Origin of the sequence: Leptolyngbya sp. PL-A3 (assembly GCF_039962325.1) — a bacterium.
Classification (GTDB): domain Bacteria; phylum Cyanobacteriota; class Cyanobacteriia; order Elainellales; family Elainellaceae; genus Vacuolonema.
Genome location: NZ_JAMPLB010000042.1, coordinates 41159 through 58625, shown reverse-complemented (window position 1 = coordinate 58625; position 17467 = coordinate 41159). Strand labels below are relative to the sequence as shown.

Annotated in this window: 14 protein-coding genes; 4 read left to right on the top strand and 10 right to left on the bottom strand. The window is 52.5% G+C overall.

Annotated features, from left to right (window positions below; all coding sequences use genetic code 11):
• Positions 1 to 163: 163 nt before the first annotated feature.
• The 7 genes from NDI52_RS24315 to NDI52_RS24285 all read right to left on the bottom strand — a co-directional run bounded on the left by NDI52_RS24315 (position 164) and on the right by NDI52_RS24285 (position 8217).
• Positions 164 to 2092 (bottom strand): mechanosensitive ion channel family protein, encoded by a 1929-nt coding sequence (locus tag NDI52_RS24315; RefSeq protein ID WP_199307917.1) that lies wholly within the window; start codon positions 2090 to 2092, stop codon positions 164 to 166.
• Positions 2093 to 2358: 266 nt separating this feature from the next.
• The gene (locus NDI52_RS24310) at positions 2359 to 2958 is read right to left on the bottom strand and encodes a hypothetical protein (RefSeq protein WP_190775351.1); all 600 of its coding nucleotides are present in this window, start codon (positions 2956 to 2958) and stop codon (positions 2359 to 2361) included.
• A gap of 203 nt (positions 2959 to 3161) precedes the next feature.
• A complete protein-coding gene (locus NDI52_RS24305) occupies positions 3162 to 4742 on the bottom strand; it encodes a glycosyltransferase family 39 protein (protein WP_190775350.1) in 1581 nt (526 codons plus the stop codon).
• Between the two features lie 17 nt (positions 4743 to 4759).
• Complete coding sequence (locus NDI52_RS24300) at positions 4760 to 4921, bottom strand: hypothetical protein (RefSeq protein WP_206754951.1); 162 nt, start codon at positions 4919 to 4921, stop codon at positions 4760 to 4762.
• Positions 4922 to 5253: 332 nt separating this feature from the next.
• Positions 5254 to 6822, bottom strand: coding sequence for a circadian clock protein KaiC (gene kaiC, locus NDI52_RS24295; protein ID WP_190775348.1), 1569 nt, complete (start codon positions 6820 to 6822; stop codon positions 5254 to 5256).
• A gap of 33 nt (positions 6823 to 6855) precedes the next feature.
• Complete coding sequence (gene kaiB / locus NDI52_RS24290) at positions 6856 to 7188, bottom strand: circadian clock protein KaiB (protein ID WP_190775347.1); 333 nt, start codon at positions 7186 to 7188, stop codon at positions 6856 to 6858.
• An 81-nt stretch (positions 7189 to 7269) separates the two neighbouring features.
• A complete protein-coding gene (locus NDI52_RS24285; protein WP_190775346.1) occupies positions 7270 to 8217 on the bottom strand; it encodes a circadian clock protein KaiA in 948 nt (315 codons plus the stop codon).
• Positions 8218 to 8648: 431 nt separating this feature from the next.
• Between NDI52_RS24285 and NDI52_RS24280 the strand changes: the two genes are divergently transcribed.
• Complete coding sequence (locus NDI52_RS24280) at positions 8649 to 11411, top strand: ATP-binding protein (protein WP_190775345.1); 2763 nt, start codon at positions 8649 to 8651, stop codon at positions 11409 to 11411.
• A 98-nt stretch (positions 11412 to 11509) separates the two neighbouring features.
• Here the strand turns inward: NDI52_RS24280 and NDI52_RS24275 are convergent, their stop codons facing one another.
• Positions 11510 to 13360: a glycosyltransferase family 39 protein gene (locus tag NDI52_RS24275; RefSeq protein ID WP_190789427.1), complete on the bottom strand. Its 1851-nt coding sequence runs from the start codon at positions 13358 to 13360 to the stop codon at positions 11510 to 11512.
• 29 nt (positions 13361 to 13389) lie between these two features.
• Here NDI52_RS24275 and NDI52_RS24270 point away from each other — a divergent pair, with 29 nt between their 5' ends.
• The 3 genes from NDI52_RS24270 (at position 13390) to NDI52_RS24260 (ending at position 15380) form a co-directional block, all read left to right on the top strand.
• Entirely contained in the window at positions 13390 to 13515 is a 126-nt protein-coding gene (locus NDI52_RS24270) for a hypothetical protein (RefSeq protein ID WP_277874407.1), read from the top strand.
• A 183-nt stretch (positions 13516 to 13698) separates the two neighbouring features.
• A complete protein-coding gene (locus NDI52_RS24265; RefSeq protein ID WP_190775343.1) occupies positions 13699 to 14355 on the top strand; it encodes an HAS-barrel domain-containing protein in 657 nt (218 codons plus the stop codon).
• 608 nt (positions 14356 to 14963) lie between these two features.
• Entirely contained in the window at positions 14964 to 15380 is a 417-nt protein-coding gene (locus tag NDI52_RS24260; RefSeq protein ID WP_190775342.1) for a DUF4278 domain-containing protein, read from the top strand.
• Positions 15381 to 15624: 244 nt separating this feature from the next.
• Here NDI52_RS24260 and lepB read toward each other — a convergent pair whose 3' ends face one another.
• Both lepB and map read right to left on the bottom strand, forming a co-directional pair.
• Positions 15625 to 16371: a signal peptidase I gene (gene lepB, locus NDI52_RS24255; protein ID WP_190775341.1), complete on the bottom strand. Its 747-nt coding sequence runs from the start codon at positions 16369 to 16371 to the stop codon at positions 15625 to 15627.
• Between the two features lie 178 nt (positions 16372 to 16549).
• Positions 16550 to 17368 carry a type I methionyl aminopeptidase gene (gene map / locus NDI52_RS24250; RefSeq protein ID WP_190775340.1) on the bottom strand — a complete coding sequence of 273 codons (819 nt, stop codon included), beginning with the start codon at positions 17366 to 17368 and terminating at the stop codon, positions 16550 to 16552.
• Between the last annotated feature and the right edge of the window lie 99 nt (positions 17369 to 17467).

The following is a 17467-nucleotide window of genomic DNA, read 5'->3' as shown; positions in this document are numbered from 1 at the left end:
AGCTGCTTGGTCGCTGGGGCTAAGGGTCAAAACTGGAGGGCGGAGTCCAGGCATAATCTTAGGGAGCAGTGCAACCCTCTAATCATAGGCAAACTTAAGCCGCTGAGTACTAGGAATGTGAGACGCAGCCCTAAGTATCTCGTGCTCCACAAGCGCGAAAGGGTTATGACCCCTGCTCCGATAGTTTTGGAGGGGATTTAGGCGATTTCTGGGTCAGGTCAACGTGTTGTTCCTCGTCCTCCTGAATTAATCCAGAGACTTCACCCATGAGCAACTGTTGAGGGACGCCAATTTGAACCTGGTAAGCGTCAAAGGCGCGTTTCAGGCGAAGACGTAGCTCTCGGCCGACGGCCCATTGTTTGAGGGGCAGAGTGCGCATCCATAGACGAATGCGAATGCCGGTGTGGGAAAGGTTGTCAACGCCGAGGAGCTCTTCAGGGTTGAGGATGAGCGATCGCCATTCCTCATCCTCCGCCATGCGATGGGCTTCCTCTCGCACAATTGCTAGAGCCCTGTCCACATCAGTGTCATAGGCCACATCAATGACAAAATTACAACGGGCCCAGGTGCGGCTCATGTTTTCTACCTGGTTAATCAGGCTATTGGGGATCGTGACCAGGTTGCCGTTGTCGGTGCGGATCTGGGTTACTCGCAAGGTCAGGTTTTCGACAATACCTGTCACCGTACCTACAGTGATTTGGTCGCCAATGCCATAGTGGTCTTCCAGCAGAATCAGAAAGCCGTTAATCATGTCCTTCACTAAGCTTTGAGCTGTAAAGGATAGGGTCAAGGCGAGTAAGGCACCCAGAGCCAGTACAGAACCGGGCACCAGGCTGAGTCTCTGCAACACCCACAAGACGCCAAATGCATAGACCAGAAATGTTTTGAGGCCCTTAAATGCGGTGCTGATAGTCAAGATCCGCTGAAGCTCAGCTTGAGTTAGGCTTTCGTCTTGCCCCTCCTCCCACACATCGGTTAAGCGATCGATCGTGACATCTAACAGGCGGTTTAAGAGCCCTGTCATAAACCAGGCTCCCAAAATGAGAGCGGGGGTCGAGACCACACTCAGGGCCAACCCACGGGTTTGGGGAAAGGTGTAGAGGGTTGCGGCAACTCCGACGACCCATACAAACCCCACCAGCCACAGCATTAACCAGCGAAACAGGGAGACCAGTTGCAGGCGACGTTGCAGGCTGAGCTGTTGCTGGGGACGACCGAACCGTAATGGCCAGGGAACCTCAGTGCCATCGAGCCGGATTTCAGCCGTGTTACCGGTAGCCTGGTTGACTTGAAGGGCTTCCATCGCCTCTTTCCGCTTGCCCAACACCCGCCGTAGGAAGAGGAACAGAAGGCTGAGAACCAAAATGGCGATCGCCAAGGCCAACGCCCGTTTCATTTGAGCACGGAAGGCATCGGGTTGCCGATTCCGCAACGACTCATACAGGCGCTTCTGTAAGATGTCTTGCCAACGTTCAGCTAAGGTATTCCGAGGAATGCCCTGGTACTCCGCATCCGTGTTGGTCACCGTCACCAAAACTTTGGCCTCGGCCAAATAGTCATCATCAGCAAAGATGACGGGTAAGCCGTTTACTGTTTCATAGAACACCTTCAGGGATTCGGGGTCTAACACCGTGACATGGGTTTGAGAGGGCGATCGCTCCCCCTCTGGTGCTCTGGCCGTAAGCTGTCTCAGTGTGGTTTCAATCTGGCGAGCACGTTCCTCGACGGGTACTTGAGTGCCCGGATCAGCCCGGTTATACACCGTTGGGGCTGCGATGGTAAACAGGTCACGGCCGTCCAGCTCCAGGTCTGTGACTTCGATAAGCCCTTGCCGTACGACTCCCGTAGGCGGCTGATTATTGTCCGTTTGGATGGGTGGAAACTGTGCCAGGGCAACTGCTGGGATCGTAAGCACCAGGAGGAAAGTCGCGATCACCAGCCCCAAAAAGTGCCCTAAGGATTTGGGGAATCGGGGAATAAAGTCACGGAGGTCCCAAGCGCCCAGATGGGCAGCTTGCCGACAAGAACCCTTCCGACTCAAAGGCCGGAGTAACTGGGCTGCATGACGTAACCGTTGTCCGGAAAAAGCCATAAAACAAACAAAATGTCAGGGGAGGAGCGATCGCTTAGAGCATCCAGCGGTTCTCAACCGTAGCACACCATTTTATTGCGAGAGTCGCGTCAGTTGGGACATCAGGAGCTAGCTAACAGCAATTCTCAGTATGAGCTTCAAAGCTGAGAGTTCGTGCCCTTCGGGCACGAACTCTCAGCTTTGAAGCCCGAAAATAGCCCGCCGAAGGTGAGCTATTTTCGGGTTGGATTCCAAAATGAGAATTGCTGGCTAGCTAAGGGACAGGTTTAACGACGGTCTAAAATCTGCTTCAGAGCCAACCCGGTGACCAGGGCATAACCCAGCCAACTCGCTGCCCCCAGCACAAAACCCAGCACGTTACCCCGCAGCACTGGGCACCACCACAAACAGGTGGTGGCTCCGATTGCTCCTAACAGCGCACCACCCACGAAACTCGCGACAATCCATACCCAAATCCGGCCCCCCTGTTCTCGCAGTAACCAGGCCTGAGGAACCGCCAACAGAGCCAGAATGATCGCCATCCGCACAAGATTCAACCAAAACACCTCCCATAACAGCTCTGTTGCTGTAAGGGATTGGATCAGCCAATCACCGGGCTGTTGTAGCAGCGAAACCTCGAGAAGGTTGACTAGCGGCCAGGCTATTGCCGTCACAACGGCCCAACGCCAGGCCTGGCGCATGTAGGAGCGTAGTACAAACCCTTGAACAAAGCCGATGGGGATACCCGTGAGCACCAGTATCCCTAGAAATTGGACGTGGATCTCTAGGATGTTAGCGATCGCCCCTCCTACTGCATTTGCGACCAACCACCCCAGAAGTAGGGGCATCGCAGAACGCCGCCTCGGAACCTCATTACTCTGTGCCATAGGGAAATACCAACCCAGCAATGGCGCTATTCTGCCAAGCCCATCTTTGGGCAAGTGCTTCTGCAAGCTCACTTTTCGAATTGGCTTTGCTAAGTGAGGCAAGTCAGCTTTAAAGCCGAATAGGTACGGCTCTAGACATAAAGCTTGGCAGTTGTGAGAGGGGCACTTAATGCCCCTCTCACAACTGCCAATTGCAACACTATCTAACCGACATTTGGAGGGCAGGGACCCGGTTGTTGGCCGGGGGGCACCATGCACTGAATGGGTACTTGTTCTAACCCCTCAAAGGGTTGAATTTGCAAGCCGCCTTGAATGAGCGCGTTGCGAATTGGCTCTGGCATGCTGTAGAGAAAATAGTCGCTGTGGCCCATCGGGATCCCCGGTAAGACCTCAGGACGTGTGACAATCTCTAAACTGGTCTCAGGACGCAGGTCGTGGGCCAGAGAAAAGACCCACCAGTCACTGGAACTAACGACTAGAGGCTTCTGAGTCTGATTAATTTGATTGGCAACATAGGGAATATAGCCACCTTCCTTGTTCCACCAGGTAGAGGCCAGACTGCTCGTAGCACAGGAAAGTACCTGAAATGTGAGTAGCCCTGCCAGAGCAATCCGACCCAGCCGCTCGTTCAGCAGCAGTGTTAGGGCATAGGCCATTATCAGAATAAGGGCTATCCAGCAAGGCACAAAGTAACGGCTGGCAGTGGATTGTTGGCCTCCAGTTAGCAGGTCTGGCAGAATGATCGCCAGCGCTGGCACGACCAGCAACAGCACGACAAAGCGCCAGGCTAACTCTGGCCCACCATTACGAAAAAGGTATAAAGCGTAACCTACCCCGACTAACGTGAGTAGGACCAGCAGACCGTAGGGCATGAGCTGGTCGAGCCCAACGTCATCGTCAAAGTCTAAAAAGGTTCGAGTAACATGCAGAGCCCAGGCCAGAGGTAAGGCCAGAAATCGGTTCTCCAGCGGTTGCCGCTGCCAGGAGGCCAGCCGTAAGCCACTCTGCCAGTTGAGGGCGATCGCCGTAAGCCACGGTGCAAACAGCAGCACCGCTGTTCCAGCACTATAGATAAAGGATTTTAGGTGCCGTCGTTCTTGCCAGAGTACATAAAGCCCGTGGGCCAGAATGACCCAGACGGTATAGACGAAGGTGTAGAGCGACAGCGTCAGCATCAAACCATAGAGCATCCAACTGCGGAGCGTTTGGAGACGTAACGCTCGCAGCAAGGCCCAACTTGCCGCGACGGTCAGCAGCGTCCACAAACTGTACGGACGAGCTTCTTGGGCATAAATCACCTGGAAGGGCGAGACCGCCATCAGGCATACGGCAATATAAGCGGTGACACGGCTGGGGAACAACTCTCGGCAAAGCAGGGCCAGGAGAGGTAGGGTCGCGATGCTGGCGATCGCCCCGAAGCTCCGGATCACACTGACCGAATCGCCAAAAAGCTGCACCCACCAGCGGGTCAGCACAAAATATAGGGGCGGCAGCTGGGGTTCAAATTTGGCTAAACCCTGGACGGTACCAATGACACTGCGATCGCCCTGGGGAAATTGGTAGCGTTGTAGTTCTGCCACCGTGGTCACAGGGTTCTCCGTCCAGGCTTGCACGACTTCGGCTTCGGTGTATCCCGAAATCCGCATAGCCGTGAAGGCTTCATCTACCCAGAAAACCTTGCCATCCAGATTCACCAGTCGGAAGAACACCCCCAGCACCAGCATTGTAATCAGGATAATTCGCCAGATGGAGGGAAGGGGCTTAGAGGCAAGGGGTGTTTCCATGGAATAAAAGTAAACCGTTACGAATGCCAGGAAGGAGGCTGAACTTCGAGGTTATTGAACTCAAAGATTGTAGGGTGAACCGATGGTGCAGGGGCCTTTGTAAAGGCATAAAGTGCCGAAAAAGCCATGAGCGCTAGTAGCGCATTGACCAGTTTCTCGGTACGGGTCGTAACACTCACGGCGACCTCCATCATGGCAACGATTATCAGGAATTATCTACTTCTCATCATTCCCTGATTCCGAACCCAACCGCGTGATTAAGACCGCAGGAGGATGTGATCTTTATCACATTTTTATAAAGGTGCCCTGAGGGCGATCGCCCCTCACATCAACTTGTTCACCAAGCCCATGGATTTATGAAGATGGGCATGATATGAAACGCTAGGCTCATTTTATATACGGGCTTCAGAGTTATTCAACCGGAATCTGTATTTATGGTTAATTTGCTGCATCAATAAGAAGGATAGGCGTTCAACACCCACCCTTCTTCTAAAAAACTGATTTTCTACAGCTAGTCGTCGCTCAATTCACCCCGGCGTTCCTGTACCCCACGCATAATGCGGGCCAGCTCGTCCTTCTCGTCCACCGAAACCCGTGTGGGAGAACCGCTGATAATCCGCTCGAAGTTGCGGAAGGAGTCTTTGATCTCCGGTCCCTTCTCGGTAATGATGTATTCGCGGATACCTGTGTCGTGCCACGAACCCCGCATCTTAAAGACGTTGATTGCTCGAGACATTTCCCCACGAATCTCTACATATTGCAATAGCAAGATGGTGTCAGTGATGGTGGAAATGTGGGAGTCTGTGATGGAATGGGCCCCCATGAACTGCTCAGTGGTGTTGGTGAAGAAGCCGGTAATTTCTTCTTGCTTGGCGTAGCCTGTTACCCCAATCACAAACTGGCGGAAGGCGTTATTGCTCACTCCCCGAGCCAGAGCCGAGAGCGAGTCAATCGCAATGCGTGATGGTTTAAACTCGGCGATCTCAGACTTAATAATTTGGAGGTGATCCTCCAGACCCGCTGACTCAGGGTAAGCGCAGATAATTTTGAGCAATCCTTTCTGTTCCAGATCCTCAAAGTCAATGCCCCAGGAGTAGGCGTTACGAGCTAACTGGGCGCGTGATTCTTCATAGGCAAACAGCAGGGCGCGTTCACCAACGCGGCAACCATCTTGCAGGAACTTGCTCACCATTAGGGTTTTGCCCGTACCTGTGGCCCCGGTTGCCAGAATGATCGAGTCTTTAAAGAAACCACCCCCACACATGGCATCCAGGGTTTTGACACCTGAGGATACCCGTACGTTGGAGGAGCGCTGGGTCAGCCGCATAGCGCCCAGTGGGAAAATATTGATCCCGTCGTTGGTAATGGTGAAGGGATATTCCCCTTTCATGTGGGTCGTACCGCGTAGCTTGAGGATTTCCATCGTGCGACGACGACGTTCCCCCTCCAGCACGTTGCGAACAATGACCACATTGTCGGAGACAAATTCTTCGACCCCAAAACGGGCGATCGGGCCATATTCCTCAACGCGCTCGGTGGTCATGATGGTAGTTGCTCCCACCTGCTTCAGGCGAGCGACTAGGCGAAAAATTTCCCGCCGGACCACAGAAGCGGCATCATACTGCTGAAATACGGCTGTAACGGAGTCAATAGAGACTCGCTTAGCTTTGTACTTACGGATCGCGTACTGAATCCGCTCAATTAGCGCAGACAAATCAAAGCTGCCAATGACCTCCTGACCATCAGGATCTGGAGAGGCATCTAGGATGAATAATTTACCTTCATCCAACAGCTTTTGGAGATCCCAGCCAAAGCTGTAGGCATTTTTAATGATGTCAGCGGGGGATTCTTCAAAGGTGACGAATACACCGGGTTCGTTGAAATGGACAATGCCGTTATAAAGAAATTGAACGGCAAAAAGGGTCTTTCCGGTTCCTGAGGTGCCGCTTACAAGGGTAGTACGACCAATGGGTAAACCGCCATTGCTGATATCGTCAAACCCCTCGATCATGGTGCGGATTTTTTGAATCCCCTTAAAAGAGGCACCATTCAGTTGTCCGGGCTGCTCCAGGTCTGTCATGGATTGTTATTATCAGGTCTTTAAATTTGCAAACTATTGCACGTCTGGGGCATCGTCATGCAACTCATCATACAGAAGGTCTGGATCTAAAATGTCGAGACCAATCAAGACTTTCTCGCGATCCGAGAGATCTCCAATAATTTTGCGAACAGGCGGTGGCAGGACTTTTGCCAGGGTCGGTGTGGCCAGAATTCGATCTTCCTCGGCCAGTTGAGGGTTTTTGAGGACGTCTATCACTTTCAGGGCATATACCCCCTGGAATTCCTTTTCCAGGATGTGATTGAGCATCTTGAGTGCCCGCACCGAGTTGGGGGTGTTGCCCGCCACATAAAGTTTCAGGATGTAGGTCTTCTTAGCAGGACTCATGGTCGTGTGGGATTTGGGTTAGCGTTCGCAGGTGGTTAACGGGAAGACCCAAGGTAAACGGAATGCGGGAAAGGTAGCGGGTTAGGCTTCACGGGGGATGGAGCGACGATACATCTCGCACAGGTGAGCAATGACGTCAATCAGAGTTAATCGATAGTCTTGCAGAATGTCATCACTCCGCCCTTCGAGTTTAAGCTGTTTGGAAAATTCATCCATTAACTCTATGTGTATTTCAACAATCTGCGATACCGAGACATCCGAGAAAAACGCTAGGTTAACGAATATATCGATCGCCTGATTGATCCGATCGCCCTGCCCAGGCTTGCTAGAAAAGTACTCCAGAATAATCTTCCGGTAGTCTTCTCTCAGACGCTGAAGTAGTTCCTGCCGTTCGAGGGGTGTCATGTGCCGGAGAAAGTTGGCGGGATTGCGCTTGTAGTACACGCCCAGGTATCCCAACCGCTCTTTGAGCTTTTCAGCCAGCCGCTGTTGTTGTTGGGAAAGGGAGCTGATGATAGTAAGATTAGCAACCGCATCGGCTGGTGTGTCATGAACGGGCGGATCGTTTGTGGAAAGGCGCAAGAATTTGGCGATCGCCTCCTCCACATAGCGGTCAACATGCTGAACATCCGTCTTCGCAACCCGCAGAACGGCATTGTGGTACGGCTTATTTTCCAGGTTTAGCAGCGGGTCATGCTCCTTCTCACCCACACAGGGCGGAGCAGTCTCAAGGATAACGGTGGGAAGGAGGATGGTGAGCTGCTGAAGTTTTTTAAATAACAGGGGTAATTTGTCACTGGCCTCTATGTCACTGGCCTCTATCAGCAGGCAATCTAGCGATCGCTTTTCCTGCTCAATGTAACGAAGGAATTCGGAGGGTTGCGAAAAGTAGGTGAGATTGTAACGAGGTTTTGAGGATTTCGAAGCGCTCGATGGATTTAACCTGGAATCAGCGGTTGACTCCTGGAGCAAGGGCAGGAGGGTATCTGCTAGATCGTGAGAGGTAAGCAGGGCGCAGAGGACTAACAAATTCTGTAGGGCCGTGGATCAGGCGGGTAAACGGAAAAAACAGGCGTTTTAATCTAAAAATTAGAGCTATTCCTATTATTTTTCTGAGCTAAGACAAATACTTGTCCGTATTACGGTTCAGTTAAAATACTTTACATATATTGTAAAAGGAAACGCCGGATCTCGCTCTCCAGCAACGCCATAATTGAGCTAGGTTCTTCGGTGTCAACATCGTTTGTGTTCAAGATGGGTTAGGGAAGCCCATGATCGTCGATCTATCAGTTCCGGCCAACGCTTTTGTTGCCTAGTGCGCCGGATATCCAAGGTATAGCCACTGCTGTAACATCCCTTCCAAGGTTCGAGCAGGCTCAGTGCGCGGATGTAATCCGTCGCTAGATTGCAGGTCTATGCTTCCACTTCAATGAACGTTATGCAGGCGAACGGTGGACATCATGCTCAGTCTAACCGTCGAACATTTTAGTGAACAGGTGCCTCTGGTTGATGCCAATGCCAGTGCGGCAGAGGTGTTGCAGACGTTGGTGCGTAGCCGTGCCAACCTGGCTGTGGTGCAGGATCGTCAGCAGCAGCCGGTAGGGGTCTTAAGCCTGTCTGAATTGCTGTCCTGTGCGTTGCCTATCCACGTACAGCCGGGTGCGATTGAACCACCGACCATCTCCAAGTGTGTTTTAGAGCCGATTAAGCTGGTGCCAGACCACTGGTCTCTAGAGCGGATTTACCAAGCGACCGAAAATGCAGAGGCGTGCCACTGGCTTCTGATGGACAAATCGGGGGGGTGCCAGGGGGTGTTGGATCAAACCCGCTGGTGGGCCTTCTGGGCCAGACAACTGTTACCAGATGGGGAACCCCTTCCACCCCAGTTCCAGCCTTCCATTCCGGTGGCTTCCACAATCTCAACCGTTTCTCTACCGCTGTTAGAGCCGCTGCTAGAGCACGTGCCTCTACCGCTGATGCTGCTAACGGGCGATGGGCAGGTGCTGTCTCAAAATGGCATCTGGCGGTATCAACTGGCTCGGTTGCAGAACCCTGACGAGGTTTGGAAAAAGGTGGCGGCTTTCCTGATGGGAGAACCCCCGTTGATGGGGGCAAGTCTTGATGATGCAGATGCCCCTCCCGTGACAGAATCCGAGCTCACCGAGCCGGGTACTGATAGTAGCTGGGAGATGTTGCTGAAATATGCCAGTGGGCTGCACGCCGCTGGAACCTGCCAGAAAATTCCAAATTCCAGTGTATGTGTCTGTTTGTGCGGGATGGGTGAGTCCGTTGATGCCCACCGGGATGGCCAGGTGGAACGGGTCTGGCAATTTTGCGGTACATTTCTGGGCTACATGCCCCAGCCTGGAGATCCTGCGTTAAATCCTACGGAGATTACTCAGACGGCTCTGGGGGCCGAGCCTCCGACGCCGAATGCTATTCCAATCTGGCTGATTCTGGCCCAGGATGTGACGGAGCAGCACCAGGTCGCGAAGGAATTAGCCGCCAAAAATGCGGATCTCGTACAACTCAATCGTCTCAAGGACGAGTTTCTAGCCTGTATTAGCCACGAGCTACGGACTCCCCTGACAGCAGTACTGGGTCTATCGAATCTGCTGAAGGATCAAGTCATTGGAAGCTTGAATGAGCGGCAGGCCCGCTATGCCCGGCTGATTTATCAGAGTGGTCGTCATTTAATGACGATCGTGAATGACATTTTGGATTTAACCCGTATCGAGACAGGCCAACTGGAATTAACCATGGCTCCTCTAGCGGTCGAAGGGGTCTGTTTGCGGGCCTTGTCTCAGGCCCGGCAGGCTCATGGGGCTGATGGCTTGGACGAAGACTCTCCAGAGGCGAAGCTGCGGGCCCACCGCTCCACCTTCTCCTTAGAAATTCAGCCTGAAGTTAGTACCATCGTGGCGGATGAGTTGCGTTTGCGGCAAATGCTGACCAATTTGCTGTCCAATGCGCTGAAGTTTACGGATGACAATGGTCAGGTAGGATTACGAGTCGAGGAGTGGGATGGCTGGGTGGCCTTTACGGTTTGGGATACCGGCATTGGAATTCCTCAGGATCAACAAAGCTTGATTTTTCAGAAATTTCAACAACTGGAGCACCCCCTTACTCGGCAATTTGAGGGGACAGGGTTGGGGTTGGTGTTGACCCAGCGTTTGGCCTGGCTTCATGGAGGTGATGTGACGTTCACCTCGACTCAAGGCCAGGGCAGCCAGTTTACGTTGCTTCTGCCACCTGACCCATCGCTAAAGGGTGTAAAACCGCGTACTTTAGGGACAACCTGGGCTGGAGGTACGGGGCATCATCTTGTTCTCCTGGTGGAAGTGGTACCGCATTATCTGGATGATTTGAGTCAGCAACTGAGTCAGTTGGGATTTCGGTTGGCGATCGCCCGTTCTGGCACCGAAGCCCTTAAGAAAGCTCGCCAACTGCAACCCCTGATGATTTTCCTAAATCCACTCTTGCCGCAGCTTTCGGGGTGGGATGTGTTGACGCTTCTGCGTTCTCATAATGAAACCCATCAGATTCCAATTGTGATTACGTCCAGTCGCACCGAGCGAGGAAAGGCCTTTAGCCACGGAGCCAGCGGCTTTTTGACTGTGCCCGTGCAACCGGAAGGCTTGCGCCAGACTGTGGAAGGAGTGTTGGCGCAGGTCGGGTTAGAGCAGCCCAAAGATGCCGACAAAATGCTTCATCTAACGATTCTGCATCTGCGTCCGGCGATCGCCACTGTTCCCGATCTGCCTCTGGCGTTTGCGGCCCATGAGGGAATGACTCCGGCGGATGCTGAGGATGCTATGCCCCAACCGCATCCCTTACCGGTGCTGGCCGATCTGCTGCAACCCCACCCTTGCCGAGTGCTGGAGGTAGATGACCTGGATCAGGCAGACTTGCTGGCCCGCGTCTGGAAGCCCCATCTCGTATTACTGGACGGTGTTTTACCAAAGCCTCTCACTTATTTGCGGAATCTAAACCGACACGCCGCTCTGGCAGCTTTGCCTCTGATTACCCTCAGTCCAGAAAATACTCAGGCCGCCCATCAAATGCGCGAACTGTCCGTATTTCCGTGTCTAGAGCCTCTTAAAGAAAAAAGCCAAGCGCAGTCTTTAACGAAGAAGGGAAAGGGTGCCCGTTCCAGTCGTGTTAGCGATCGCCCCGATATCTCTTCTCTATTGACTGTCATCCGCAAGGCAACAGGGTCTTAGGGCGTGTTTTAAAGCTGGCTGAAAGGGTCCTTACTTTGTGTGCTTTGCGCACGAAACAAGGACCTTTAAAGCAGACCCTTGCCGTTTGAAAAGCTTGATTATTGGGATTGCTGTGCAGGTGCTTCACGGAGGCGAGCGCTACCGGGTTTGATGTATCGCCTTAGAGGAAACCAGACCCGCACAAGGCTGTACTTCCCAATCCGTTTCAGGTCACGGTACTCCTTCCGATACAAATCGGATTCAAGAATGCGATAGCGCAGCCCAAGGGCCAGGATGGAGAACCGTCGATTTTGCGGTTGGTTGAAGAAGAACTCGCTGGCTTTTTCGGAGTTGGGAATAAATTCTATATGCTGGCGGGTATAGAATACTAGGCTGGGTTTGGGGAAGCCGATCATAACGATGGGTTCGTTTTTGCGCTGTATTCGCAAAATCTCCTCCGCCATTTGTCGCACGGGTAGTTGCCGCTGAGCATCCATCACAAACAGGGCTGGGGTCAGCGTAAATAGAATAAATAGGATAAAGGTGGTGAGCTGTACGCCCCAGAGCCAACGGCTCTGGCGACGTAGTAGGAGCAGTAGGGAGGCGATCGCCGCTCCACCCCAAAACACTGTTCCTGTAATAGGTACCCCTGCATTCCACAGAGCTGCCGGGAAATCAGGTGTTGCCAAATCCGTTCCAACAAAGCGTGGACTGACTAGCATGACCGCTCCCATACCCAGCAGCAATACCAGGCTTATCCAATGGGTCAGCCGTAGGCTGTGGGCCAGCCTAGGCCGAGTCAGGGCATCGCTCCATAGCAGTGCTACCAGGATGGCAGCGGCAGGTAGCAGCGGCAGCACATAACTGGGGAGCTTGGTAACGGCAATGGTAAAGAAGCCGAAGATCACCCCGAACCAGGCCAGAGCAAACAGGCCTAAATGGGTATGGCGGGGCTGCGATCGCCATGCCTGAAGTTTCCAGAACCGCAGACGGGCCATCGCCACTGGCAAATATATGGAGTAGGGTGCAAACCCGGCCAGCACAATTAAAAAGTAGAAGAACCAGGGAGCCGAGTGACGATTAACAACTCGGGTGAACCGCTCGACATTGTGATACCCAAAGAAAGAATCAATATAGGCATCACCGTTGGCCTGGATCACCAGAATGAACCAGGGGAGGGCGATCGCCAGCAACAACAGCGTCCCCCAAATGGGCTTGGCCTCACGCCACACGGCCCGAAACTGCCCTACTGTAAACAGAAACACCAGCACAATCAAGCCTGGAATCACAATTCCCACAGGGCCTTTCGTTAACACCGCCAAGGCACACAGGACATAGAACCCCAAATACCCCCACCGTTTTGTGGCACGATTCGGAGAGGCATAGGCCCAGAAAAAGGAAAACAGCGCGGAGCCCATGCAGCCGCTCAGCAGCATATCGGAAACGCCTGTTCTAGCCCACACCAGGGTTTGCAGGTTTAACGCCATCATCCCCGCACCAATCCAGGCGGCCCACCAGCGGGGAGCATCGCCGGAGCTGTCAGTAACGGCTTCGCCTTCAGCGTCCTGGCCTACCAGGGGCGTAGGATAGCCAAACCGGCGTAATACAAAAAAGCCAAAGATGACCAGAGCCGAGGCTGAGAGAGCGGAGGGGAAGCGCACAGCCCACTCATTCACCCCAATGACCTGATAGGCGATCGCCATCAACCAGTAAACCAGAGGCGGCTTATCAAACCGAGTCGCCTCATTAAAGTAGGGTGTGATCCAATCCCCCGTGATGGTCATCTGGCGGGCTGCTTCGGCAAACAGGGGTTCGGTTTCGTCGATTAGCCCCACGCTGCCCAGGTTCCACCAAAAGGCCAGTAAACATAGCAATACTAGCCACAGGGCAGACATCACCCAGGCGAAGGCCGGGTCTTTTGTCCAGCGGCGGGTGAAGAACTGAACCGGAGGAAGGGAGTTGAGCGCCATGAGCGATCGCAGCTAGAGTGAGGAAGCGTTTGAATAATCGATCGGATGGCAGGATAGCCATCATCAATCAATCACTTTACCGGGAAACGGGCGATCGCCCCTTATCCCTCTGTGACACCCATTCGATCTGCCCGATCGCTAACCTTTTAGGGTAATTGAAGGATGAACGCTGGGTCATACACGGCATAGCCCTCACCGTTCATCCTTCAATCAATGTGGCTGATAAAAATGCGTCATAAATTGGAATTCAGCCTAAACTGAACAGATAATGCAGGTGTTCTAGTTAGAGCCTCTGCTGAAAGCTTTGTCATTTGTCCGTCCTGCGTTGCGACACAGCTATGCGGCTATCCCTTCCATCGTCTACGCCTCAAACCCGCCCTGCTGATCAACTGGGTGAGGTGATCGAAACGGCCACCACCGAATTTTTGGCCCAATGCCTGGAACCCGAAGAGTTGAACTTTGCAGCGATGCCGCCCTTTGGAAGTTGGGTCAAATCCTTGGATGAGGAATCGGGCAACCAGATTTATGCTGTGGTTTACCATGTCACCACTAGCCCTATCGACTCTGTACACCGGGCCCGCGCGTTGGGCCTGTCTTTGCAGGATTTACGCGAGCAACAACCTCAGATCTTTGCCATGCATAAGACCGAGTTTCGCGCCGCTATTGTAGGCTTTCACCCGGATTCTTCTTCGCCCCACAACAACCGAATATTTCAGCACATCCCACCCCGCCCACCTCAAATTCATCAGGCGGTTTATCGCTGTAGCCCCGATGAGGTGATCGAGTTCAGTGAGCAGTTGGAGTTTTTGCGAACCCTGCTTCTAGTAACCCAAGCTCCAGTAGACGCCCTGATTGCGGCAGCGATTCGGGAAATCTATCAACTGCGGCAGGGCGATCGCTCCTGGCTGGTGCAGGCTGGTCGGATGCTGAGCCTAATTCTTAAGGATGATTATGATAGGCTCCAGGTCGTGCTGAGCCAGATCTATCTTTCATAAATCCGGGGCTTTGTCTGTCTTCTAGATATAGAGATATTCATCCTATTTGGGATGATAAAACCACTATATACAGCACTTTTCAAGTCTATGAGGTACAAGTTATTTTTGTGAGAGCCTCGCGGAGCGAGGCTCTCACAAAAATAGCTGCATTTTATTCAAGCGCAAAGCGCTGTAGGTTTAACCCGGATGCCTTGATGACCGTTCTTGTGAAGGTGTCACTTTCGCTGCCATAAAACTTGATAGGGGTATTAAGAAAACTCGATATTAACGGACTTCTATCAGAAAATATGCCATCTTATTGGATCCGTAGGCTTAAGGCTGAGGGCGGTAGCTAAAAACGTCCTTCTGGTTTGTAGATGCCGATCTACTCGTTTTCTGAGAAGACTATAAAGTTCTCTATCCAAAAATTTTCTCTAATTTAAGTTTTCTTGTTTTTCAAGATACTTGCCTAAATCGTAAAATAGAATACAGAATATAGATATGAGCATTCCCTAGCTAACTGGTTGAGCCCGGTTGTCTAGTTCAGGGATCGCCTCCTTAGAAGTTCCGGTGTGTTCCCGCTTCCAGGATCGATAGCCCATTCACTTAATACAGGGATTTTGAAGATCATGAGGCTGAAATACCGGGGCCAAAGTTATGAATACGAGCCTGTTGACGCTACTGTCGAGGAGTCTGAAATGTCCGGGTCAAACCGTTGGCAATCATTTCAATTTTCTTATCCCCGGCATATTCCGGTACCGCAAGTTCCCCGCAATTTAACCTATCGTGGGGTTCACTATCAGACCGACGAAGTGGGAGAGCAAGCCCTAGGCTCCTTTCGCCGTTATCCTGCTGCACCTGTGTCACCCGATGCTCGCACCAGCCTTAAAACCCGTTGCGCCCTGATGCGTGAGGTTGAGCAGATGCACCTGGAAAATATTCAAAAGCGTCTGCAACATCGCATTGAAGTGGCCCAAGCGCGGGGCGATCAAGCCCTTGTTGCTGCCCTGGAAGATGAAATGAGCCAGATGGTCTGCCATATCTAGCATTGAGGCTTGAGTTGGTTCCAGAAGACGGAGCGTAACGCTCAGGCCGGGGGACACACGGGGAGGTGTCCCCCTTTTCTTGGGTTATGGCTTTAAACTTCATACTGAAAAGCCGCGCAAAGCGCGGCTTTTCAGTATGAACAGGACTTACGCATTTGTGTTGGTTGAGTTTGCCATTAAAACAAAGCGGCTGACCTCGTCAGCCGCTTGTTGTGTGAAAGTCGTATTGCGATCGCTATCTCACCTAATTGGCCGGTTCCGCAGCAGGATTATTGGCCGGTTCTGCTGGTGCTTCTCCAGGATGCTCGACATAAACAGGGGTAGGGCCAATCGTGCCTGCCCGTGGAAGAGGCCAGAAGCGTAGAACCGCGCGTCCAATAATATTCTTCTTGGGAACGTAGCCCCAGAAGTGACTGTCGTAGCTATTGTTGCGATTGTCGCCTAGAACCAGGTAAGAGCCTTCAGGAACGGTCTCAGGCCCCCATTCATAAGTCGGGGCATATTCCTTGGGAATATAGTTCTCTTCCAGGGGTTCGTTATTAACATAGACAGTGCCGTTGGACACCTGCACCGTATCGCCTGGAAGCCCAATCACACGCTTGATCAAAGCGTCTTTAAGACTGGGGTTGTCTTCCCGCAATTTGTCGGTTGGGGAGAAGACGATGATGTCGCCCCTGTCAGGGTTGGTGAAGTGATACGACATTTTTTCAACGATCAGGCGATCGTTGACTTCCAGTGTCGGCAGCATCGACTCCGAGGGGATGTAACGAGCCTCGGCGATCGCTGTACGAATCCCTAAGGCCAAAACAACGCTAATACCAATGGTTTTCAGCGCTTCGACCCACGGATTTTCCTCATGCGTGGCAGCCACTGGCACATTCACAGGGGCACCCTGGGGTGTTGGGTCCGTAGGGTGACCATTCGAACGAGCAACCGATTCTGGCACGTTCTTGGAGTTCGTCTGGGAGGTAGGATCGGGTTGGTTGGACATGAGCGACCGCAATCAATACGGGATCAACTTATCTAAACACTATAGTGTTCAACTTTAACAATCGGCGTCAACGTTGTATCAACGGGTTAGGTGGCACAGCGCGATCGCCTTCTCTTAATCATATTCAGGGGCCGTTAGAATGGCTCAGCGTAATTTGCGAATTTGGTAAGCACAAATCTTACAGCGTCAAAATCTCCACACCATCGTTTGTGACAGCCACCGTGTGTTCAAACTGAGCCGAGAGTTTGCGATCGCCTGTCACAATTGTCCACTGATCCTTTAAAACCTTGATACTGCGAGTGCCCTCATTCAACATCGGCTCAATGGTAAACACCATGCCGGGCCGCAGCTTCATCCCAGTACCCCGTTTCCCGTAGTGAGGAATCTGCGGTTCCGTATGAAACTGCCGCCCCACGCCATGCCCCACTAATTCCCGCACGACAGAAAAGCCTTCTGCTTCGGCGTGTTCCTGAATGGCTGCGCCGATGTCTCCAATACGAGCTCCCGGTTTCACTTCAGCAATGCCTCGATACAGGCATTCTTGAGTGACAGAAACAAGTTTTTGGGCGATCGCCGAAGGTGTACCCACACAAAACATGCGGGAAGTGTCGCCGTGAAAGCCATCCAGAATTGGCGTCACATCAATATTGAGAATGTCTCCATCTTTCAAAATCTGCTTGGGGTTGGGAATGCCGTGGCACACGACCTCATTCACGCTAGTACAGAGGGCACCTGGAAACGGTGGATGTCCGGGAGGTGCATAACCTATGGTTGCACTGATAGCTCCGTGATCCTTCATCCAACGCTCAGCTTCATCATTCAAACTTTGGGTGCTAACTCCAGGCTGCACTAAAGGTTCCAGGTAGTCGAGTAACTGCGCTGCCAGTTTCCCCACCTGCCGCATCTTCTCCAGTTCACGAGATGACATCAGCACTAAGCCGGAAGGGACAGGAGATGGGCGATCGCCCTGGATAGTGACAGGATTTGACTGAATCATTGCATTACAGGGTTGAGTTGCTGTGCCATGCTAGCACAGCATGGTCTAGCATGGCACATCCCAGTGATTACTTGTATGCTAGACACAGTGAAGAAATCT